This window comes from Streptomyces pseudovenezuelae (assembly GCF_029892565.1).
Classification (GTDB): Bacteria; Actinomycetota; Actinomycetes; order Streptomycetales; family Streptomycetaceae; genus Streptomyces; species Streptomyces pseudovenezuelae_A.
Genome location: NZ_JARXVH010000004.1, coordinates 796,269 through 816,420, shown reverse-complemented (window position 1 = coordinate 816,420; position 20,152 = coordinate 796,269). Strand labels below are relative to the sequence as shown.

The following is a 20,152-nucleotide window of genomic DNA, read 5'->3' as shown; positions in this document are numbered from 1 at the left end:
TTGAGACCTAGACACCTCTCTCAACGGCACGGGAGCCCTGTCCGTTGCCTACGGTCCCGCTGTCACCCGTCCGGGGGCCACTCTGAAAACCCTCAGTAGGTCCCAGGCGGTTCTCGGCGGTCGATGCGAGGGACTCCGAGGTAGGCGCCTTCACCCAGACAAAGGGTGTCCTCGGTCTGCTCCATCTGCTCGATGAGGCCAGCGCCCCAGTTGATGAGGGCGTAATACGTAGCCCCAGCCACCCGATGGTCGTGGATGACAGGGCCGTGTAGCAGAGCCTTGAGGGCGGCGGCCACACGATCAGCGTCTGTGCTGTCAACGGCGGCGTGTACGAGTTCGCCCGGCAGTCGAACTGCTGCGAACAGACCGCCGAGTGGGAGCAACGCCACGCCCTGGTCCGACCACTCCGCGCATGCCTGCTGGGGCACTGGATGCGCTCGGGCCAGCCACTCAGAGATCAGCCTGTCCATGTCCGCTGGCGTCAGCACCGTAGCTCCCTCGGTTGAATGCGCTGGTCACGCTTAAGAGGAAACCGGAAGCGGCCTGTTGGTCATCAGGACAGATCTGAGGGAGTTACTCGCCGCGGACCGGACAGTTTTGCCTGGTAGCGGGTGCGTAGGACTACCGTCGAACAAGCAGCCGGGCGAAGGAGCACACGTGACGGGCCAGAGGAACACCAGGCTTGAAGCTCTGTTGAGCGAGTTCGGCTATACGCACGAGCAACTCGCGGACGCGGTGAACAGAGCGGCGGAGGAGCTTTTCGGCGGGCCTGTCAACTGCACCGATCGTCAGGTGCGTCGGTGGATCGCAGGCGAGGTGCAATGGCCGTGGGCACGCTACCTGTTACCCCTTCAGAAGGTTCTTGGGCGTAGCCCGCAGGAGATGGGATTCATCCCGCGCAAGACTTCACGTGTACCTGCACCTCCCGATCGGTCTGCGTCAGCGGTTCAGCAACACCCCATAGGGCGACGCGAGTTTATTGCTGCCAGCCTTGTCGCAACCCTCGGTCTGGATTTCATCCCTTCCGGTGGTCGTCTCGGCGTCAGCGATGTCGAGCGCATCCGAGCCATCGTTCCTAGCCTGTACAAGTACGACCACTCGTTGGGTGGGGGCGCCTTGCACGACGTTGCATCAGAAGCCCTTCGCCATGTTCAAAGCTCCGTGAACCACTGCACATACGGTGACCGTGTCGAGCGAATGTTGTACTCGGCGATGGGAGATCTGGCCGCGTCCGCGGGATGGTTCGCCTACGACGCCGGACGGCAGGTCGACGCGACCAATCTGTACAACGAAGCCCTACAGGCCGGAATGCTCTCAGGCGACGGGATGCTTCAGGCGCGGGTCTGGTCCAACCTCGCGATGCAAGCCCGTCTCCTCGACCGCGACAGAGAGGCTCTGCGTATCGGGCGGGCGGCTGTGGAGACTCGACAGGCGAAGAGCGACGCGTGGTTGATGGCGTTGCTCCACTGTCGTCAGGCGGTCGGTCACGCCCGAACTGGGGACCGCACACGAGCACAGCGCTCACTCGCACGAGCCGAAACGGCGTACGAGCGAACCCGTGGACAGCCGGCGGCCTGGTTGTCGTTCCTGACCCCCGCGGAGTTGACGGGCCTGGCGGGCGCGGCGCACCAGGCCCTCGGACAGTATCGGCGAGCCGAGCAACTCACGGCCTCCGCACTCCAGATGCTCGAACCGCGCTTCGAACGTAACCGCGTCTACTACACCGTCCAGTACGCCCAGGCACTTCTCGACGAGGGCGACATCGAGCACGCTGCCGCTCAGGCAGGGGAAGCAATCACCCTCGCGGGACGAGTCCAGAGTGAGCGAGTTCAGAGCAAACTCGGTGATCTGCAAGGGAATCTTCGGCATCACATGCGAGTCCCTGCGGTTGCTGATTTCCTAGAACAGACTCGACAGAAGGGAGCATGAAATGGAAGGGCTGCGGCTGGAACGCAGGGCCGTAGAAGGTCTCGATGACATCCGTCAGCAACTCCTCGACGTGTATGCGGAGATCTACGCGGACCGACTGAGCGAGGAATTTCATAGCGTCGAGAGGTTCGACGAACGGCTCGGCTGGAACACCGAGATTCCCGGATTCGCCGCGGTCGTGGGCTACCTCGACGACACCCCGGTCGGCTACGCATACGGATGCGTACTCCAAGAGACCACGCGGTGGTGGAACGGCCTCCGCACGCCAGTCCCGGCCGACGCGACCACAGAGACCGGCACCCGCACCTTCGCACTCTCGGAACTCATGGTCGTCGAGAAGGCCCGTGGCACCGGCCTCGCCCGACACATCCACGATGCCCTCCTGCGAGACCGGATCGAGGAACGCGTCACACTTCTAGTCGAGCGAGACCATCCCAAAGTCCGTGCGCTCTACGAGTCTTGGGGGTATGAGTGGTTCGGCGAGGTGATGCCGTTCGAAGACGCTCCGCTGTACGACGCGTTGATGCTTCAGGCAGAGCCAGCTCAGTCGTGACGTGGCTTCAGGCGGGTACGGGGCAGTCCAGGCACCGGAAACGGCCAGACGCGTTGTTGGATGTGGCGGCATCTCCCTCGAACTCAGAGAAACCGCCACTGTCGTTGCGGTACACGACACCGATTCTGTTCTCGGCGAGCAGTGCGCGGAGATCCTCGTTAGGGAGCGCGGGTGCGAGCACCATGAGGTGGAGTGGCTGCTCGTGGTCAAGGTCTCTCAAGTAGCGCCGAGCACGTAGGAGTTGGGCAAGAGCCTGACTGATCGACTCGCTCGCTGCACTGCCCATCGCCTCGTACACCGTGTTGCTCGTCTGGTTGTAGAGGTCAAGTACGAGCTGATCTGTTGAGTTGCGCATCGACAGCTCCAGTAGACCTATGTTCTCGCCAGCCCCGGACTCGTGCTCCTCGAAGGTGTCCGCTAGATCGTCGCGGATGCCTTCTACGCGATCGACGTCCGTTTGCGGTAGTTGCTGACGCTTCTGGCGTCGAGTCGCACGGGTGAAGCGACCTGCGGTCCGGTTAAACCGGAACCGGGGCGTGGGAGCCGGCTGAAGAGTGTCTGAGGCCTCTTGGATGTAGCGGCCGGTAGGACGTAGTCGGAAGACAATGACATTTCGGTCTGCGTCTAGTTCGTCTTTGGCTTCTCGTATCTCGAACGGATTGCGTTCATCGAGCTTGAACGTCCCTATGTATCTATGCCTGCGGGTGTCGCTTCCCGGCACCTTGCCCACGGCGATAAATAAGTGAAGCGTGCGCCCTTTGCTGGCATGCTCCAGGATTGCGGCGTTTCCGCCATCGAGCGTCTGATCGCCCTGCTTCCCGGTTCCGGTATAGGTGAATATTGGGCCAATGTCGTCATTTTCGGCGAGCCAGCCGTCACGGTATCCGTAGCGCTTGCCGATCTTGCTGTCGGAGAAGATGAGGACATTCCGTTTCTCCTTTGCTGGGCAGATCCCGGCGTAGCTGCTGCCACCGAGGACGGGATGGATCTGCTCGCGTGTGAGGATCTCGCCGGGTCGGAAGCCGGCCGTGCTCGTCGTCATGAGTCGAGGCTAATGGGTTCAATGCTCACGGACTGCAGTAGGCGAGGTAGGTCGCCAAGGCGAGCGTTGTGGCAGCGCCAAGCTCAGGAGAGGATGGTGCGATGGGTGAGGCGACGGGGACGGTCATTGCGGGCGTTATCGCTTTCGCAGCTGCAGTCATCGGGGCTGTGATCGCTGGTAGATACGCCAAACACGGCGCGGAAGCCGGCGGGCGTAAGGCAGTTGAGGCGGCGCTAGCGCAGGTGCACGGCCAAGCGGCGGCAGAGCACTGGCAGTGGGTGCGTAGTCAGCGGCATCAGTCCTTTGCTGCCCTTCTCACGGCTTATGCCGCTCTCGATGACGTGCTCGTACGCATCGGGCCCGAGGCGCGAAATGGCGACGGGCTTGATGGCGCAACAGGACACGAGTTGCGCGAGCGCACACTCGAACTGCAGGCCAAAACCAGTCAATTGGCACTGTGGGGACCAAATGAGGCAAACGGGCTGGCGTATGCGCTGACGGGGAAGTCGACGGCGGCAGTGGGCGCCTTGTTGCAGGCGGCGAGTCCGAGTTCCACAGATCCGAGCGCAGACTGGTCCAGCTCTGACCGTGCCAAAGGGGAGATGGTGCAGGCTTATGCCGCATTCCTCGAGAGAGCTGGAGAGATCATTCGAGACCCGCTCCAGCCCGTGAGTTAGCAGCGACTGCTAGCCGGCGGCAATCGCCGAGTACGACCACACATCCGAGGGCAGCTCATGCTGTAGTTGCCACGTGATGGCCATCGGCTTGCTGCCCACGTGCTGGACGTAGGTCGCTGGGCCGAGCAGCATCCAGGGCTGGGCCTTGCCGATGTCGGTGTCCTTGTAGCGCCGCATGAACAGCAGTACATGGCTGCCGCGTTGGGCGTGCTGTTGATAGCGCAGACCCGTGGGCGAGGCGTCTGCGGTTGTGCTCTGGGACTCCCAGTGGAAGAGCGAAGGGCTCAACGCGTAGTCCTTGTAGCGGACGGTGGGGGAGAAGTCCTTCTCGTTCTTTTCGAGGGTGATCAGCAGCGCGTCCGTCAGGTTCGGCTCGTCCCGCAGGACGCCCTGTGCAAAGGAGCCGGGCATCTGGCCGCCGAGGCGAGCGACGCCCAGCGCGGCCAGGATCTCTGAGCGGTTGTATGCGCTGTGGACCTTCAGTGGGATGTGCGCGTGCGGGCCCTCCAGGGGGATGGGGAAGTGGTCGGCCTGGCCCATCACATGGTCGAGTACCTGGCGCAGTTCGCTACGAAGGGCTCGTTGCTCGCGGAGTGATTCAAGCCCCTGTGCGTAGGAGCTGAAACCGCCGGCCTTGTCCCAGAGATTGAAGAAGAGCATGCGCGCGTACGCGCTGTCCCTTGCGTTCAGAGCCTCATACGGCGGAGCGTCATCGCTCAACAGACGCGTGTACGCCTCCGCGCGTTCGAGATCGTCGACGTGCAGGAACGCGTGCACGCGCTTCAACAGGTCTTCCTCGCCTGCCTGTTCAGGTAGGTTGGCCAGGCTGGCGCGGCGCAGGACTGACGTCCATGAGTTGCTGGACTTGTACAGCTCCTTGATCTCGCGACGGCTCTCCTTGAGGTAGTCGGCGAGGAGCGGCGTATGGAAGGCCCTGACCTCCTTGGCGAGGGTCTGGACGGTCGCCTTGATCTGGGTGCGAATGTTCTCCAGCACGAGATCCTTGGACTTGCCTTCAAGGATGATCTGGCAGCCGGAGGGCAGCAGCGGGAAGTCGCGCTCAGCGTGCTCAAGGAGTCGGTTGCGCGACAGGTTCGTCATCGCACGGAACTGCTCCTCGAACCGGAACTCGGCACGATGTTGGCCGATAAAGTCGAGCACGGTAAGCACGGGCTTGTCCGGCGTGCGGCGCAGACCTCGCCCGAGTTGCTGAAGGAAGATGGTGGCACTGTTCGTCGGGCGCAGGAGCAACAGCGTATCGACGTCGGGGATGTCCAATCCCTTGTTGAACAGGTCTACGGAGAAGATGACTTGGATCTCTCCGGCCTTGAGTTCGGACAGGACCCGGTCACGGGTCTCGGGCTTCGACTCGCTGTCCAAGGCCTCAGCTCTGATGCCTGCTGCTTGGAAGCGCTGCGCCATGAAGTGAGCGTGCTTCCTACTGACACAGAAGCCGAGCGCCCGCATGCTCATCGGGTCGGACACCTTGTCCCGCACCTGTTTGATGACGATGCGGGCACGGGCATGGTCGGCGGAGTACAAGTCGCCCAGCTGGCTCTGGTCGTATGTCCCGGAGCGCCAGTTGAGGCGGGTCAGATCCGTTCCGTCGGGCACACCGAAGTAGTGGAACGGGCAGAGGAGATCGTTGTCGAGGGCTTCCCACAGCCGCATCTCAGCGGCGATCCGACCTCCGAAGAACTCGTCCTGCACATTGAGCCCGTCGGCGCGCTCAGGAGTGGCAGTCAGGCCAAGGAGCTGCTTCGGCTTGAAGTGGTCGAGAACGCGGCGGTACGTCGTAGCAGTGGCGTGATGGAACTCGTCGACGACGATGATGTCGAAGTGCTCCGGGGCGAACTGGTCGAGCCGCTGGTCGGTAAGCGATTGGACACTGGCGAAGACGTGCTTCCAGTCGCGCGGTAGCTCGCCGCTGTAGAGCGGTTCACCGAAGGACGCGTCATCGAGTACTTCGCGATACATCCGTAGCGACTGCTTCAGAATCTCTTTGCGGTGTGCCACAAACAGCAGCCGAGGGTACTGCTTGCCACTCCACTGCTTGTGCAGATTGCGGTAGTCGAGGGCAGCCATGACCGTCTTGCCCGTCCCCGTCGCGGCCACCAGCAGGTTGTCATGGTGACCGCGGACCTCACGTTCGACACTCAGCCGCTCCAGCATGTCGGCCTGGTGCGGGTACGGCCGAACCTCAAGGCCCGACAGGCTGATCTTGGAGTCCTGGCCGGACACCGACCCGCCCGCCACACCCAGAGCTTCATCCAACTTGCGGGCGTCGCGCTCCGGGTCGTAAGTCTCAAAAGCGATGTCATTCCAGTACGAGTCGAAGCTGGCCTCGAACTTGTTCAACACGGCCGGCGTTGCCACAGACGACAGGCGTACGTTCCACTCCAGCCCATCGAGAAGTGCGGCTTTGGAGAGGTTGGAACTACCTACATACGCGGTGTCGAAGCCGCTATTGCGGCGGAACAGCCAGGCCTTGGCATGTAGGCGGGTCGAGCGGGTCTCGTAGTTGACCTTCACTTCGGCGCCGAAGTCCCGGACCAGACGGTCGAGAGCATGCCGGTCGGTGGCGCCCATGTACGTCGTGGTGATGACCCGAATGGGCACGCCGCGCTCGGCGGCCTCGCGGAGGGGACTCTCCAGGACGCGAATGCCATACCACTTCACGAACGCGCACAGCAGGTCGATGCGGTCGGCGGTGGCGATTTCAGCCCGCAACTCGAAGCCGAGGCTGGGGTCTTCGGGGGCGTTGGTAAGGAGAGAGCTCTCCGAGAGCGGCGTAGCAGGGCGGATGGCGTAGACGCCAGGCGCTTCCTGCTGGGCTATGGCGAGCAGTTGGCGGGGCCCGTCCGCGACCGCATCGATCCACTCGCGGGCGCCTTTAACCGTCGAGAGGGAATCCAAGATCTTGTTGGCCGTCACGACCTGCTCATCGACGGACAGGTCGTTCAGGACGCGCCGCACGATCTCCGCAATATGCCGGGCCAGCACATGCGGCGCTGATTCCTTGCTGACCTCCGTATCAATGGCCTTCCACCCGGCAGCTTCCAGTTCCTGCATGCGTTGCTGCAGCCGTCGGGTAATCAGGGTCTCGTACAGGCCCACGACGGGTGTTGAACTGCCGGCCAACTCCGGGTGCATCAAGGATCCCTCTCCCCGCTGTGATCGCTGAGATCGTTCTATCAGGGACCACTGACACCTCGGCGTGGCTTCTTGCCAGATATGAGGTGAGCCGGTCTGAGGCCTCCTAGACCCCGTGACACTCCCCATAAACCCGCCCCGACCCACACCAACAAGCCGCCCCCCGCTGCGGCGGCCAAGCCACAGCCCGCCCCCGTGCCGCCAACGTCGTCGCATACTGCGGCAGCAAATCGGCATCCGCCGGGGACGAACCCTCCGAGGCGGCGAAGGCCTCGTACGAAGGCACCGTTCCCGTCACAATGCCAAGGTTCGGGGTCCCCGAAGCCGCCAGCTCCCGCAGTGACGCCTCTATCGTCGCCAGGTGCGCCTCGTGGGACGGGTACTCGGCGGACAGCGTCGGGTAGTCCGAGACGAGTTCCGCGAGTTCGGTTGTCGGCCAGTGCAGGACCGCTACCGGGAACGGGCGGGACAGGGCCTCTCGGTAGGTGCCCAGTTCCGCGCGGAGGCGGGAGATCTCGGCTTCCAGTTCCGCGGGGTTTTCCGAGCCCAGGGACCAGACGCGCTTGGGGTCGTGGAGCTCGTCCAGGGAGACGGGGGAGGAGTGCAGGGTGTCGGCCAGCAGGTCCCACTCGTCGTGGGCCACGCCCTGCATGCGGCGCACCCGGTGGCGGCCGAAGAGGAGGGGGTGGGTGGAGTACGGGGGTTCCGCTACGTCCGTGAGGAGCAGGCGGGCGCCCTCCGAGAACGTCTCCTGGGCCGCCTCCAGCTCGTCGTGCGTCTCCAGCGCCTCCGCCACGATCACCCAGGGCGCCGGGTCGCGCGGGGACGCCGCCCGGACGCCGTCGATGATCGCGCGGGCCTCGGCCTCATGGCCGTACTCCCATAGGTTCGAGGCCTTGAGCGCCCGTACCAGATGAGGGTTCTCCAGGCCGGCCTGGGAGGCCAGCAGGCGGTCGTAGAGCGCGGTCGCGGCGGGGCGGTCGCCGGACAGTTCCAGGTGGGCCGCGGCCTGCAGGAGCAGGGCCTCGGCGTCCTCGGGATACCGGCCGGCGGTCCGCTCCAGGCGTGCCGCTTCGGCGGTGTGGTCGACGTTCTCGGCAGGCGTGTCGGGGCGCATGGGGGACACCGTACTGCCGACGGGTGACAAAGGAGAGATATCCGCAGGCCAGCACCGATGGAGAAGGGGAGGGCGGGAGGCCAAGAAGTGGAGGGGAGGAGACTGGCGCCATGCGTCTTGTCTTCTCCGGGCAGGTGATCGAGTGGCGTGGGCCCGCGCCGTACTACTTCGTCCCCGTGCCGGACCAGGAGTCCGAGGACATTCGGGAGGTGGCCGCCATGGCCACGTACGGGTGGGGGGTGATTCCGGTGGAGGCGCGGATCGGGGAGGTCGTGTTCGGTACGTCCCTCTTTCCCAAGGACGGCGGGTATCTGCTGCCGCTGAAGAACGCGGTGCGCAAGCCGCAGGGACTGGCGGCCGGTGACGACGTGACCGTGGAGATGACCGTTCGGCTTCAGTGACGCCGGGGGATGTCGGGGCGCCGTGGAAGAGGGGGCACGGACGGCCGTGCCCCCTCCAGCCAGACACCCCGGACAGCTCCCTCCGGACAGATACGCCGGACAGCTCCCTCCGGACAGCCCCGCTAGATCGTCACCCCGTCGATCTGCAAGGTCTGCACCGCCTTCGCCGCGAACGGCACCGCCACCGTCTTCCCGCTCAGGTACGTGTCCGAGTACGCCTTGTACTGGTCCCCGCCCGTCGTCACCGTGTTCCAGCGCGGTACCAGACCGCCCGAACCGCCGGTCACCGTCGTGAAGTTGGAGAGGTTGAAGGTGAGGGTCTGGGCGGTGGTGGCGGTGTTGAGGGCGACGATGATCAGGCGCTTGGCGCTCGCGTCGTACGCGGCCGTGGCGTAACTGACGCCCGTGTCGAAGATCTTCATGCCGGGGCGCAGGTGGCGGCTGAACTGGGCCATGACGTAGTACTTCGTCGTCACCGCGCCCGCCTGGAGGGTGTTCGCGTCGTACGCGATCATCGCCCAGTTCGAGGACGGGTCCATGACCTGCCAGTACACCCAGGCGGTGGGGTGGAGCCAGCGGAAGTCGTAGAGGAGGTTGAAGGCCATCGTGTAGCCGGTGCCGTCGTTGTCGCCGCTCTCGGAGTTCCACAGGGCCTTGCCGGCCGTGGTCACGACGTCCGTGTAGAGCAAGTCCCTACGTCCGCCCGAGCCTTGGTAGCCGTGGACGTTGACCCGGTTCACGTACCCCTTCGTCGTGGAGCTGAAGGAGTTCCAGGTGGTGCGGGCGAGGTCGTAACTCGTCTCGTCGGACGCGGAGATCTTCGTTGCCGTGAGGCCGCGGGTGTTCAACTCGCTTCTCAGGTACGGCAGTACGGCGGACTGGACCGTCGCGTCCATGTGGCAGCCCTCCTGGGTGCCGGTCGCCGTCCACCAGCTGGAGCTGGGCTCGTTGAAGGCGTCCACGGTCGCGAAGTTCACGCCCCAGTTGTTCTTGGCGTAGAGGGCGACGGCGGCGAGGTGGGAGGCGTGCTGGCGGTAGTTCCAGGTCTGGAGGTTGTTGCCGCCGCCGGCCGCGCCGGACGGGTTGTGATTGGAACACATCCACCACATGGGGGAGTTGGCGAAGAGCTCGCTGGTCGCGCCGCGGGCGGTCGCCTTCACCAGCATCGCGCGCTGGGTCGCGTCCGCCGTCCAGTCCCAGGCCGAGGAGGTGGGGTCCTCGTTGTTCCAGTCCTGCCAGTAGCCCTCGATCTGCTTGAACGCCGGGATGTTCGCGGAGGCGACCATCGACTCGCCGCTCACCGTGTTCCAGCTGCACGCGCCCAGGTTGTAACGGGCGATGTTCAGGCCCAGGCCGGGGAGCGAAGTGCCGTTGTACGTCGTCGACTTGGTGGTGAAGAAGATGTCGGCGAAGTCGTCGCGCGCGCCGAAGACGTTGGCCCACCAGGCCAGGGAGGTGCCCCAGCCCTCCCAAGTCCCGTACGACGTACCGGGGGTGACGGCGACGGTCGCGTCCGCGTGTGCGGTGCCGGTCGCGAGGGCGCTGCCGAGGAGGCTGCCGCCGGCTGCGGCCAGCAGGGTTCTGCGTCGGATCATGGCTGCATCTCCGCTTCGCTCGACGGGCTCGCCGAACCGGTCCCTGAACCGGCGTCGAACCCGGCGTAGTGGCCTGTCCCGTTCATGCCACGTCGAAGCATCGGGTGTGGTGCGTGGGGTTGTCGAGGGTTGCGACAGCCCTTTCTAAAACCTATGTACGAAGTATCGAACCGCGCGTGAACGGCTACCTGTGCCTGGTGACTTGAAGAGGCGGCGCCTATCGTGCGGGCGGCCGGGCGGGCGAGGTGTGCGCAGGAGCTGCGCGTAGGAGGTGTGCGTACGGATGCGCGTTCCCGTTGTGCAGCACAGCAGCCGGCGGCGGAGTGCGCGGCGCCGGCGCGTGTGGTGGGGCGGGGGTGAAGTCCTCGTCACCGTGGGGGTGGTGCTGCTCCTTCTCGTCGTACACCAACTGTGGTGGACGAACCGGGAGGCCCGACGCGGGGCCGAACGGAAGGTGGAGGCCCTGGAGCGGGAGTGGGGGGACGGGGGCGGGTTGGGGGACGGTGGCGGCTCCGGTGATACGTCCGTCCCGTCCACGTCGCCGAGCGACCGGGCCGGCGCCGGTGCCGGCGGTGCTGATCGCCGTACTGCCGCCAACACCCGACAGCCCACACCCAGTTGGTCCCAGGCCTACGCCGTCCTCACCATCCCCCGCCTCGGCCTCCGCGTCCCCGTCGCCGAGGGCGTCAGCAAGCAGAACGTCCTCAACAAGGGGTACGTCGGCCACTACCGCGGCACCCAACAGCCCGGCCAGGCAGGCAACTTCGCCCTCGCCGGGCACCGCAACACTCACGGCGAGCCCTTCCGGTACATCAACCGGCTGCGGGCCAAGGATGTTGTGAAGGTGGAGACGGCGGAAGCGACGTACACGTATGTCGTGGACAAGGGGTTGCCACAGACGTCGGCACGGGACTCCGGGGTGATCCGGGCCGTCCCGCGCTCCCTCGTGAAGCCCAGGTACGGGTACTCCGAGCCCGACTACTACATCACCCTCACCACCTGCACGCCGGAGTACACGTCCCGGTATCGGCTGGTGGTGTGGGGGAAGTTGGTGTCTGTGCGGCCGCGGGCTTAGTACGCTCCGGTTGCCGTTGGTGATCTTCGCGGCGGGTGGGGCGGGCGCTGTCGTGTTTCACGAGACAGGGGACATCGAGCAGGAGAGAGCCCGACTGTCGCACCGGCCGGCGGCCGACGAGGCACCCCCCGTCCTCTCCGCCTGCGACGAACTCCGCTGGGCCGCCTACGTATCGGGCGCCGACGAGGTCACCGGGCCGGTCCTGGTGAACGGAGTCCGCGCTACCCGCGCCTGGAGAGGATCGAGTGGTACGGGAAGAGCGTCGAGCAGCTGGACACCGTCCACTCCGGGAAGGTCACCCTGGCCGGCGAGACGGCCGGCGCGCTGGTACCCGGAGACCGGCTGGCGTCGCTGGACTGACCGCCCCTCACGCCCGCTCCCGCAACACCAGCACACTCACCGCCGCCCCCACGGACAACACCGCCGAAACCACCATCGCCACATTCGTCCCGTGCCCGATCCCCCCACCCGAAGACGTGACGAGCGCGATGGTCAGCGAAACCCCCGCGCAGGACCCGATATACCGCAGCGTCTGCTGCGCGCCTGAGCCCATCGCCGCACGGGCCGCCGGGACCGAGTCCACCGCCAGTAGGGGGAGCGCCGCGTTGAGGAGGCCGCTGCCCAGGCCGCTGAGGATCAGGCCGGGGAGCAGGCGTTGCCAGGAGCCCGAGTCGATCGCGCCGAGCATGGTGAGGACGCCGACCGCGTGCAGGGCGAAGCCCAGGGCGAGTTGGGGGCGGGCCGGGACGCGGCCGGCGAGGCGCTTGGCCTGGAGGGCGACGGCGAAGGACAGGCCCGACCAGAGCAGGAGCAGCCAGGCCGTGTCCATCGCGGACAGACCGAGCGTCTGCTGGAACACGGTCGGCATGAAGCTGAACAGGCCGATCACCGCGAGCCCCGTGAACAGGCCGCCCGCGGAGGACGCCAGGAAACGGCGGTGGCGGAGGAGGGACAGGTCGATCATGGGGGTGGCCGCACGGGTTTCCAGGCGGGTGAAGACGGCCAGCAGGGCCACCGTCGCGAGGAGCAGGAGGCCCACCTGTGGGCGCAGCCAGCCGTCTCTGCCCAGCGTGAGTGCCGCTACCAGTGCGACCAGTGCCAAGCCGAAGGTCAGGGCGCCCGGGATGTCCGGGCGGCCACCTCGCGGTGAGCGGGACTCCGCCAGTGGTCGGGTCGCCAGGGCCGCCACCAGCAGGGCCGCCGCGCCCAGGACGACGTAGGCCAGTCGCCAGTTGCCTATCGCGCCCGCCACCACCGGGCCCACCGCGATGCCGCCGCTCACGAACGCGCCCCACACGCCCGTCGCGTGCAGTCGCCCCCGCGCGGTCGGGAAGGCGTGCACCAGCAGGCCCAGGCTGCTCGCCAGGACGGCCGCGCTCGCCGCGCCCTGCGCGATCCGGGCCAGCGTGAACAACCAGGTCGACGAGGCCAGCGCGCCCAGCGCCGTCGTGATGCCCAGCGTCAGCGTGCCGGCCAGGAAGATCCGGCGGCGGCCGTAGTCGTCGGCGAGGCTGCCGGCGACCAGGAGGAGGGCGGCCAGGCCAAGCGGGGTGCCGTTGATGAGCCAGGCCTGCGCGGAGACCGCGGTGTGCAGGTCGGCGGCCGTCTCGGGGAGCGTGACCAGCGGCGCGGTGTACGTCATCAGGGTCACGGCCGTCGCCGCGCTGGTCAGGGCGAGGGTGGCCCGTGGGTGCGGGGGCGCCTCGGCGGGCGGTGCGGGCTTGGTGGCGCCAGTGGCCCCGGTGGTTCCGGTGGTCCCAGGGGTTCCGGCGATAGTTCGTTCATTGAACCTTGTCATGCAGAGCACCGTAGCATCGTCGGTTCAGTCACTGAACCAACACGTCGAAAATTCGCTACAGTGGACGGCATGGCACTCGGCAAGGACTACGCGACCCAGGAGTGCTCCATCGCCCGCGCCCTTGAGGTCATCGGCGAGCGCTGGACACTCCTCGTGATCCGCGACGCCCTCTACGGCGTCCGGCGCTACAACGACTTCCTCACCCACCTCGGCATCCCGCGCGCGGTCCTCGCCGCCCGCCTCCAGATGCTGACGGCGGAGGGAATCCTGGAGAAGCGGCGCTACCAGGAGTCCCCGCCGCGCGACGAGTACGTCATCACCGAGCGCGGTATCGCCCTGTGGCCGACCGTCCGCTCCCTCGGCCGCTGGGGCCGCGAGCACTTCAGCGACACCCAGCTGCGCCGCTTCGAGCACGTCGACTGCGGCACCGAACTTGGGGCGTACGGCGAATGCCCCACCTGCGGAGGTGTCGTACCCGTCGAGGACGTCGTCATGGTCCCGGGCACCGGCCTCGACCCGAACCCGACGGATCCGGTCAGCCGCGCCTTCCTCAAGTCGAAGCGGCTGCTGGAGCCGATCGAGACGGTTCCCGTATGACGGCTTCCACGACGGTTCCTGTATAACGGCAGGAAGAGCAACAGGAGTTCGTCCGACGGATACGGCGGATACGGCGGAAGGGGAGGCGGCATGATCCGGTACCGCGCCCTTCTCCGGCCCGCCTCGGTTCTCGTCCTCCTTCTCCTGCAGCTCGCCCTGCTCGACACCGGCAGCCTCACCGCCGCCGTCGCGCTCGCCGCCACCGCCGCGGTCGGGTCCGCGCTCGCCGCCTGTGCCCTGCTCGCCGCGCGCTCCGCGCCCGCCGTGCCGCCCACCCGGGTGCGTACCGCCATCCGCGACCGCGCCCGGCGTACGGCCTTCCTGCCGCAACGCGACCCCGACGCCAGGGGACGCACCCGCCCCCGAGCCCCCGGACACGCCCTCCCGGCGACCTTCGCGTAGGGCAACTCCCTGTTGTAGCCGCCCTCGTGGGTCGCCATGCCGCCATGTCCAGATCCCGGCATGACCCCTCGGAGGGCTCACCCATGTCCGTTTTCTCCGCGTTCGCCAGTCTGGTCGAGCAACTCGCCGACCTGCTCCAGCCGTTGTTCGGCGCCACGGCGGTCGCCGCCGCGATCGTCCTGTTCACCGCCTTGGTACGACTGCTCGTCCATCCCCTGTCCAGGGCCGCCGCGCGCGGGCAGCAGGCCCAGGCCCGACTCCGGCCGCAGGTCGCCGAGTTGAGGAAGCGGTACGCGAAGCAGCCCGAGAAGCTCCAGCAGGCGGTGCTGGAACTGCACGCGGAGGAGAAGGTGTCACCGCTGTCGGGGTGTCTGCCGAGCCTCCTGCAACTGCCGGCGTTCTTCCTGCTCTACCGGTTGTTCTCGTCCGAGGGGGACGCGCTGCTGTCCCACCGACTGTTCGCCGCGCCGCTCGGCGGGCGATGGGCCGACGCGCTGGCCGAGGGCGGGGTGTTCGGGGCGGCGGGGCTCGTGTACGTCGGGCTGTTTCTCGTCGCCGCCGTGGTCGCGGCCTTCACCTGCGTCCGTACCAGGCGGATGGCCGCCGACGGCAGCGCCGTCGAAAGCGCCGTCGGCAAGGCGATGCCGTATCTCTCCTTCTTCACGCTCTTCACCGTGGCGGTGGTACCGCTCGCCGCCGCGCTGTATGTGGTGACCAGCGCGACGTGGAGTGCGGTGGAGCGGGTGGTGCTGTACCGGTAGGCCGTTGATCACTGAGGCCGTTGATCACCGAGCCTACGGTCCAGTACGTGAACCAGGTATTGCATACCGCACGTCAAGCTTGGAGGATCGACCAGTCCTCCGATGGCTGCACCCATCGGTCGACCGCCCGTGATCGAGGGAGATGGTGACGATGAAGCTGCTGCGAGTCGGTACGGCGGGAGCGGAGAAGCCCGCGTTGCTCGACGCCGAGGGGGTCCTGCGGGACCTCTCGGGGGTCGTGCCCGACATCGACGGGGCGTTGCTCGCCGACGGCGCCGCGCTCGGCCGGGTCCGGGCCGCCGCCGAGGGCGGTGAGCTGCCCGCGCTGGACGCGGCGGGGCTGCGGATCGGGCCGCCGCTGGCACGGATCGGCAAGGTCGTGTGCATCGGGCTGAACTACCACGACCACGCCCGCGAGACCGGGGCCGAGCCGCCCGCCGAGCCCGTCATCTTCTTCAAGGCGGCGGACACGGTGGTCGGGCCTTACGACACCGTGCTCGTGCCACGGGGGTCGGTGAAGACCGACTGGGAGGTCGAGCTGGCGGTCGTCATCGGGCGTACGGCCCGGTATCTGGAGTCGGTGGAGGACGGTCTCGCGCATGTCGCCGGGTACGCGGTGGCGCATGACGTGTCCGAGCGGGAGTTCCAGATCGAGCGGGGCGGGACCTGGGACAAGGGGAAGAACTGCGAGACGTTCAATCCGCTCGGGCCGTGGCTCGTGACGGCGGACGAGGTGGCGGATCCGCAGGCCCTGTCGCTGAAGTTGTGGGTCAACGGGGAGTTGAAGCAGGACGGGACCACGGGCGAGCAGATCTTTGCGGTGGGCGAAGTCGTGCGGTACGTCAGTCAGTTCATGACGCTGTATCCCGGGGATGTCATCAACACGGGTACGCCGGCGGGGGTTGCGCTTGGTCAGCCCGAGCCGAAGCCGTTCTTGCGGGCGGGGGATGTGGTGGAGCTGGAGATCGCGGGGCTGGGCAGGCAGCGACAGGAGTTCAAGAACGCGTAGGCGCTCCGCTGGGGAAGCCGGGGAACTGCGGTGGGTGCGGGTGAGTTTGTCGGCCGCGGGCCGTGCGTGGCTGGTCGCGCAGTTCCCCGCGCCCCTAAAAGACAAAAACCCCGCTCACGTCAGGAGGGCTGCCAGGCGGCGCCATGCTCCCCTCGGCAGACTCTGGCGCGCGTTGCCGTCCACCACCTGGAGGGCCACGTGGTCCGCCCCCGCGTCGAGGTAGGCGTCGACACGGGCCCGGATCGTGTCGTCGTCGCCCCATGCGAACACCGCGTCGACCAACCGATCGCTGCCGCCGTTCACGACGTCGGCGTCAGTGAAGCCGTGGCGGAGGAAGTTGTTGGTGTAGTTGGGGAGGTCGAGGTAGGGGGCCAGGCTGCCGCGGGCGAGGTCGCGGGCCCGGGTCGGGTCCGACTCCAGGACGACCTTCAACTCCGGGGCCAGCAGCGGCGCCGCGCCCAGGATCTCGCGGGCGTGGGCCGTGTGCTCGGTGGTGACGAGGTACGGGATCGAGCCGGCCGCCCGCTCGCGGGTCAGCTCAAGGGACTTGGGGCCCAGGGCGGCGATGAGCCGGCGGTCGGCGGGGACGCCGGCCGCGTCGAGGGTGTCGAGGGTGTCGAGGTAGGCGATCAGCGCGGCCAGCGGGCGGTGGTAGCGGTCCGAGAGCCTGGCGTGACTGACCCCGAGGCCCAGGGCGAAGCGGCCGGGGTGGGCCGCCTCCACGTCGGTGAACTCCGCGGCGGCCTCGGTCGCTTCGGCCTGCCAGATGCTCTGGATGCTGGTGCCGACGGTGATCTTCGAGGTGGCCTCGATCAGCGGCACGGCGTTGCCGACGGTGCTGTTGCCGCCCAGCCAGACGGCGCCGTAGCCGAGCTCCTCCAACTCGGCCACGGCCTCGGCGAGTTCGGCCCGTCGGCCGGGCTCCTCCGCACGCAGGCCGATGCTCCAGATGCCGTGGCGGCCGACGCGGTCCTTCAAGAAGTGGGTCATGGTGGCGGTCCCTCCGGTCGGTGTGCTCTATAGCGGTCCCAACCGGAGGGGGACGCGCGATAGTCCCCGGGCCCCGGACCCGACGGATTGCCGACCCGAACCGAGTGACGCCCCGAACGGAGTGACGCCCCGAACGGTGTGTCAGCGCTTGAGGAACTCCTCCAGCGCCTCCACCACGAGCCGGTGGTCCTGGAGTTGGGGCAGTCCGCTCACCGTCACCGAGCCGACGACGCCCACGCCGTCGACGGTGATCGGGAAGGAGCCGCCGTGCGCCGCGTACTCGTCCGGGTCCAGCCGGGAGGAGTCCTCGAACGTCGTGCCCTTGGCGCGGAAACGGGCGCCGACCAGGTAGGAGGCGCTGCCGTAGCGCTCCACGACCCGGCGCTTGCGGGCGATCCACGCGTCGTTGTCCGGGGTCGAGCCCGGCAGCGCCGCGTGGAAGAGCTGCTGGCCGGCGCGGTGGATGTCGATCGCGACCGGCGCGTGGCGCTCTCTGGCAAGGTCGACCAGCAGCGAGCCGAGCGCCCACGCGTCCTCGAAGGTGAACCGGCTGAAGACCAAGTGGCGCTCCTGCGCCTCCAGTTCCTCCAGCGGCGGGGTGATCTCCGGCTGGAACTTCGGCGTGATCCCGGTGTTGTGCGTCACAGCGTCACCGCCACTCCGTCGCGGGCCGAACGACGCGCCGCCTCCAGTACGTCGAGGGCGGCGGCCGCCTCCAGCGCGGTCACCGGGTTGGCGCCGCCGTCGGTGAGGGCCCTGTTCACGGCCGCATAGTACGCGGAGTAGTCGCCCGGAAGGGTCGGTACGGGGGTGCCGCCGCCGGTCAGCGGGGACTCGCCGGCGCCGAGCCGACCCCACAACTCCTCGGGCTCCGTGCCCCAGTCGGCGGTGGTGTCGGGGCGCTTGCCCTCGCGCAGGGCGGCCTCCTGCGGGTCGAGGCCGTACTTGACGTAACCGGCCTTCGAGCCCAGGACCCGGAAGCGCGGGCCGAGTTGGGCGGTGGTCGCGGAGACGTAGAGGTGGGAACGGACGCCGTTCGCGTGGGTCAGCGCGATGAACGTGTCGTCGTCGGCCTCCGCGCCGTCGCGTCGGATGTCCGACTCGGCGTAGACCTGCTTGACCGGGCCGAAGAGGACGAGGGCCTGGTCGACGACGTGACTGCCGAGGTCGTAAAGCAGACCTCCGATCTCTGCCGGGTCGCCGGACTCGCGCCAGCCGCCCTTCAGCTGCGGGCGCCAGCGCTCGAAACGGGACTCGAAGCGCCAGGCGTCACCCAACTCGCCCTCGGCGAGCAGCGCTTGGAGGGTGCGGAAGTCGTTGTCCCAGCGGCGGTTCTGGAAGACGGAGAGCAGCAGACCGCGCGCCTCGGCCCGCGCCGCCAGCTCGCGCGCCTCGGCGGCCGTACCGGCGACCGGCTTGTCGACGACGACCGGGAGGCCGGCGTCGAGGGCGGCGCCGGCGAGCGGGACGTGCGTCTTGTTCGGTGACGCGATCACGACGAGGTCCAGCTCGGCGGCCCGGGCGAACAGCTCGTCGGGCGTGGCCGCGATGCCGACGTCCGGGAACTCGGCGCGGACCTGCTTCTGCCGCTCCGGGTTCGAGGTGACCACCGTGTCGAGCGTGAGGCCCTCGGTGGCGGCGATCAGCGGGGCGTGGAAGACGGATCCCGCGAGCCCGTAGCCGATCAGGCCCACGCGGAGGGGAGTAGCGGTAGCAGTCATGCCCTCCACTTTCACAACGCTGTTGCCAAAGTGCAAGCGCGGGGGAGAATGGGGGTGTGGACGGGTTGAGGGGCGGCGGAGAGGTGCAGGGCTTGGGCGGCGGTGGGGATGGTTCGGGTTCGGTCGGTGGCTTGTCGGGTGCGGGTAATGGGGTCGGTCGTGGTGGCGTGAACCTGCTCGCCCTGCGCAGTCACAACGGCGCGCTCGTGCTGGACCTGCTGCGCACGTCCGGTGCGGACGGCATCAGCCGGCTCGAACTCGCCGAGCGCACCGGGCTGACCCCGCAGGCCGTCAGCAAGATCACGGCCCGGCTGCGGGACGACGGTCTCGTCACCGAGGCGGGCCGCCGCGCCTCCACCGGCGGCAAGCCGCGGACCGTACTGCGGCTGGTACCGGAAGCGGGACGCGCGGTCGGGCTGCATCTGGACCGCGACGAGCTGCGGGCGGTGCTGGTCGACCTGACGGGGGCCGTGGTGGGGGAGCGGCGCGCGTCGCTGGATCTGGGGGCGGGGGCGGAGGCCGTTCTGGCGGCGGTGGCGCGGGAGGCGGAGGCGCTGGTCGGTGGCGGGGACGGTTCTGTACTCGGCGTCGGCACCGACCCCGTACCGGGTACCGGCACCCGCACCCGCACCGCACTCGGCACCGAGACCCGCCCCGTACTGGGCGTCGGCGTAGCCCTCCCCGGCCCTCTCGATCACACCCGCGGGGTTCTGCACCGTGTCACCGGGTTCCCGGAGTGGGACGGGTTCCCCCTGCGGGACGCGCTCGCGCGGCGGCTCGGGGTGGCGGTCGCCGTCGACAAGGACACGAACGCAGCCGCCCTCGGACTCGCCGTCGGCGGTGAGCGCGGGTCCTTCGCCTACCTGCATCTCGGTACGGGGCTCGGGGCCGGCCTCGTCATCGGCGGTGCCGTGCATCGGGGCGCCCGCACCGGCGCGGGGGAGTTCGGGCATCAGGTCGTTCAGCTGGACGGGCCGCTGTGCAGTTGCGGCAACCGCGGTTGCGTCGAGGCGTTGTGCCTGGGCGCGGTGGCGCGCGGCGACCTCGCGGAGGCGGCACGCGTCCTCGGCACCGGCGCCGGCAACCTCGTCGCCCTGCTCGACATCGACCTCGTCCTGCTGGGCGGCCGTACCGTCGCCACCGCCCCGGACCCCTTCGTACGAGGCGTACGTGCCGTCCTCGACGAACGCGCCCGGCGCGTCGGCGAGCCCCCGGTACCGGTACGCGCCGCCGCCGGCGAGGTGGCCGAGGGCGCCGCCCAGCTCGTACTGGCACCGCTCTTCGGCCGCGCCGACGCGTGACGCGTGCCTCCGGCGGTTGGGCAGGTCTCCG

At 68.0% G+C, this 20,152-nt stretch carries 19 protein-coding genes; 10 read left to right on the top strand and 9 right to left on the bottom strand.

The annotated features are described in order from the left end of the window. Window positions 1-92: 92 nt before the first annotated feature. A complete protein-coding gene (locus tag M2283_RS16430) occupies window positions 93-470 on the bottom strand; it encodes a hypothetical protein (RefSeq protein ID WP_280876949.1) in 378 nt (125 codons plus the stop codon). A 187-nt stretch (window positions 471-657) separates the two neighbouring features. Between M2283_RS16430 and M2283_RS16425 the strand changes: the two genes are divergently transcribed. Together M2283_RS16425 and M2283_RS16420 are read left to right on the top strand one after the other, a co-directional pair. After that, the gene (locus M2283_RS16425; protein WP_280876948.1) at window positions 658-1,929 is read left to right on the top strand and encodes a hypothetical protein; all 1,272 of its coding nucleotides are present in this window, start codon (window positions 658-660) and stop codon (window positions 1,927-1,929) included. Window position 1,930: 1 nt separating this feature from the next. After that, window positions 1,931-2,482, top strand: a complete 552-nt coding sequence (locus tag M2283_RS16420) for a GNAT family N-acetyltransferase (RefSeq protein WP_280876947.1) — start codon at window positions 1,931-1,933, stop codon at window positions 2,480-2,482. Window positions 2,483-2,489: 7 nt separating this feature from the next. Here M2283_RS16420 and M2283_RS16415 read toward each other — a convergent pair whose 3' ends face one another. Next, on the bottom strand, window positions 2,490-3,524 hold the full coding sequence (locus tag M2283_RS16415) for a hypothetical protein (protein ID WP_280876946.1): 1,035 nt from the start codon (window positions 3,522-3,524) through the stop codon (window positions 2,490-2,492). A 101-nt stretch (window positions 3,525-3,625) separates the two neighbouring features. On the opposite strand from M2283_RS16415, the gene M2283_RS16410 reads away from it, so the two are divergent. Further along, window positions 3,626-4,201: a hypothetical protein gene (locus M2283_RS16410; RefSeq protein ID WP_280876945.1), complete on the top strand. Its 576-nt coding sequence runs from the start codon at window positions 3,626-3,628 to the stop codon at window positions 4,199-4,201. Window positions 4,202-4,210: 9 nt separating this feature from the next. Here M2283_RS16410 and M2283_RS16405 read toward each other — a convergent pair whose 3' ends face one another. Further along, window positions 4,211-7,354 carry a DUF3427 domain-containing protein gene (locus M2283_RS16405; protein ID WP_280876944.1) on the bottom strand — a complete coding sequence of 1,048 codons (3,144 nt, stop codon included), beginning with the start codon at window positions 7,352-7,354 and terminating at the stop codon, window positions 4,211-4,213. A gap of 106 nt (window positions 7,355-7,460) precedes the next feature. Next, window positions 7,461-8,471, bottom strand: a complete 1,011-nt coding sequence (locus M2283_RS16400) for an SEC-C domain-containing protein (RefSeq protein WP_280876943.1) — start codon at window positions 8,469-8,471, stop codon at window positions 7,461-7,463. Between the two features lie 110 nt (window positions 8,472-8,581). Here M2283_RS16400 and M2283_RS16395 point away from each other — a divergent pair, with 110 nt between their 5' ends. Next, window positions 8,582-8,872, top strand: a complete 291-nt coding sequence (locus M2283_RS16395) for a DUF1905 domain-containing protein (RefSeq protein WP_280876942.1) — start codon at window positions 8,582-8,584, stop codon at window positions 8,870-8,872. 122 nt (window positions 8,873-8,994) lie between these two features. Here the strand turns inward: M2283_RS16395 and M2283_RS16390 are convergent, their stop codons facing one another. Continuing rightward, on the bottom strand, window positions 8,995-10,467 hold the full coding sequence (locus M2283_RS16390) for a beta-1,6-galactanase (protein ID WP_280876941.1): 1,473 nt from the start codon (window positions 10,465-10,467) through the stop codon (window positions 8,995-8,997). A 283-nt stretch (window positions 10,468-10,750) separates the two neighbouring features. On the opposite strand from M2283_RS16390, the gene M2283_RS16385 reads away from it, so the two are divergent. Then, window positions 10,751-11,542 carry a class E sortase gene (locus M2283_RS16385; RefSeq protein WP_280876940.1) on the top strand — a complete coding sequence of 264 codons (792 nt, stop codon included), beginning with the start codon at window positions 10,751-10,753 and terminating at the stop codon, window positions 11,540-11,542. 367 nt (window positions 11,543-11,909) lie between these two features. On the opposite strand, the gene M2283_RS16380 is transcribed toward M2283_RS16385, so the two are convergent. Continuing rightward, on the bottom strand, window positions 11,910-13,340 hold the full coding sequence (locus M2283_RS16380) for an MFS transporter (RefSeq protein WP_280876939.1): 1,431 nt from the start codon (window positions 13,338-13,340) through the stop codon (window positions 11,910-11,912). 69 nt (window positions 13,341-13,409) lie between these two features. Between M2283_RS16380 and M2283_RS16375 the strand changes: the two genes are divergently transcribed. From M2283_RS16375 to M2283_RS16360, 4 genes are all read left to right on the top strand, one after another. Further along, on the top strand, window positions 13,410-13,937 hold the full coding sequence (locus M2283_RS16375) for a winged helix-turn-helix transcriptional regulator (protein ID WP_280876938.1): 528 nt from the start codon (window positions 13,410-13,412) through the stop codon (window positions 13,935-13,937). Window positions 13,938-14,027: 90 nt separating this feature from the next. Continuing rightward, complete coding sequence (locus M2283_RS16370) at window positions 14,028-14,339, top strand: DUF6412 domain-containing protein (protein WP_280876937.1); 312 nt, start codon at window positions 14,028-14,030, stop codon at window positions 14,337-14,339. A gap of 83 nt (window positions 14,340-14,422) precedes the next feature. After that, the gene (locus tag M2283_RS16365) at window positions 14,423-15,100 is read left to right on the top strand and encodes a YidC/Oxa1 family membrane protein insertase (RefSeq protein ID WP_280876936.1); all 678 of its coding nucleotides are present in this window, start codon (window positions 14,423-14,425) and stop codon (window positions 15,098-15,100) included. Between the two features lie 151 nt (window positions 15,101-15,251). Then, window positions 15,252-16,109 carry a fumarylacetoacetate hydrolase family protein gene (locus tag M2283_RS16360; protein WP_280876935.1) on the top strand — a complete coding sequence of 286 codons (858 nt, stop codon included), beginning with the start codon at window positions 15,252-15,254 and terminating at the stop codon, window positions 16,107-16,109. Window positions 16,110-16,223: 114 nt separating this feature from the next. Here the strand turns inward: M2283_RS16360 and M2283_RS16355 are convergent, their stop codons facing one another. From M2283_RS16355 to M2283_RS16345, 3 genes are all read right to left on the bottom strand, one after another. After that, a complete protein-coding gene (locus M2283_RS16355; protein WP_280876934.1) occupies window positions 16,224-17,099 on the bottom strand; it encodes an LLM class F420-dependent oxidoreductase in 876 nt (291 codons plus the stop codon). A gap of 141 nt (window positions 17,100-17,240) precedes the next feature. Beyond that, on the bottom strand, window positions 17,241-17,744 hold the full coding sequence (locus M2283_RS16350) for a heme-degrading domain-containing protein (RefSeq protein ID WP_280876933.1): 504 nt from the start codon (window positions 17,742-17,744) through the stop codon (window positions 17,241-17,243). Continuing rightward, window positions 17,741-18,820, bottom strand: a complete 1,080-nt coding sequence (locus M2283_RS16345) for a Gfo/Idh/MocA family protein (protein ID WP_280876932.1) — start codon at window positions 18,818-18,820, stop codon at window positions 17,741-17,743. The genes M2283_RS16350 and M2283_RS16345 overlap by 4 nt, the downstream gene beginning before the upstream one ends. A gap of 131 nt (window positions 18,821-18,951) precedes the next feature. Here M2283_RS16345 and M2283_RS16340 point away from each other — a divergent pair, with 131 nt between their 5' ends. Continuing rightward, window positions 18,952-20,121 (top strand): ROK family transcriptional regulator, encoded by a 1,170-nt coding sequence (locus tag M2283_RS16340; RefSeq protein ID WP_280876931.1) that lies wholly within the window; start codon window positions 18,952-18,954, stop codon window positions 20,119-20,121. Window positions 20,122-20,152: the final 31 nt, after the last annotated feature.

Bases quoted from the DNA above. Each gene is read 5' to 3' on its own strand.
- M2283_RS16355 (WP_280876934.1), bottom strand. From the start codon at position 17,099: ATGACCCACTTCTTGAAGGACCGCGTCGGCCGCCACGGCATCTGGAGC.
- M2283_RS16385 (WP_280876940.1), top strand. From the start codon at position 10,751: ATGCGCGTTCCCGTTGTGCAGCACAGCAGCCGGCGGCGGAGTGCGCGG.
- M2283_RS16375 (WP_280876938.1), top strand. From the start codon at position 13,410: ATGGCACTCGGCAAGGACTACGCGACCCAGGAGTGCTCCATCGCCCGC.
- M2283_RS16405 (WP_280876944.1), bottom strand. From the start codon at position 7,354: ATGCACCCGGAGTTGGCCGGCAGTTCAACACCCGTCGTGGGCCTGTAC.
- M2283_RS16420 (WP_280876947.1), top strand. From the start codon at position 1,931: ATGGAAGGGCTGCGGCTGGAACGCAGGGCCGTAGAAGGTCTCGATGAC.
- M2283_RS16400 (WP_280876943.1), bottom strand. From the start codon at position 8,471: ATGCGCCCCGACACGCCTGCCGAGAACGTCGACCACACCGCCGAAGCG.
- M2283_RS16360 (WP_280876935.1), top strand. From the start codon at position 15,252: ATGAAGCTGCTGCGAGTCGGTACGGCGGGAGCGGAGAAGCCCGCGTTG.
- M2283_RS16430 (WP_280876949.1), bottom strand. From the start codon at position 470: ATGGACAGGCTGATCTCTGAGTGGCTGGCCCGAGCGCATCCAGTGCCC.
- M2283_RS16415 (WP_280876946.1), bottom strand. From the start codon at position 3,524: ATGACGACGAGCACGGCCGGCTTCCGACCCGGCGAGATCCTCACACGC.
- M2283_RS16345 (WP_280876932.1), bottom strand. From the start codon at position 18,820: ATGACTGCTACCGCTACTCCCCTCCGCGTGGGCCTGATCGGCTACGGG.
- M2283_RS16390 (WP_280876941.1), bottom strand. From the start codon at position 10,467: ATGATCCGACGCAGAACCCTGCTGGCCGCAGCCGGCGGCAGCCTCCTC.
- M2283_RS16365 (WP_280876936.1), top strand. From the start codon at position 14,423: ATGTCCGTTTTCTCCGCGTTCGCCAGTCTGGTCGAGCAACTCGCCGAC.
- M2283_RS16380 (WP_280876939.1), bottom strand. From the start codon at position 13,340: ATGACAAGGTTCAATGAACGAACTATCGCCGGAACCCCTGGGACCACC.
- M2283_RS16370 (WP_280876937.1), top strand. From the start codon at position 14,028: ATGATCCGGTACCGCGCCCTTCTCCGGCCCGCCTCGGTTCTCGTCCTC.
- M2283_RS16395 (WP_280876942.1), top strand. From the start codon at position 8,582: ATGCGTCTTGTCTTCTCCGGGCAGGTGATCGAGTGGCGTGGGCCCGCG.
- M2283_RS16410 (WP_280876945.1), top strand. From the start codon at position 3,626: ATGGGTGAGGCGACGGGGACGGTCATTGCGGGCGTTATCGCTTTCGCA.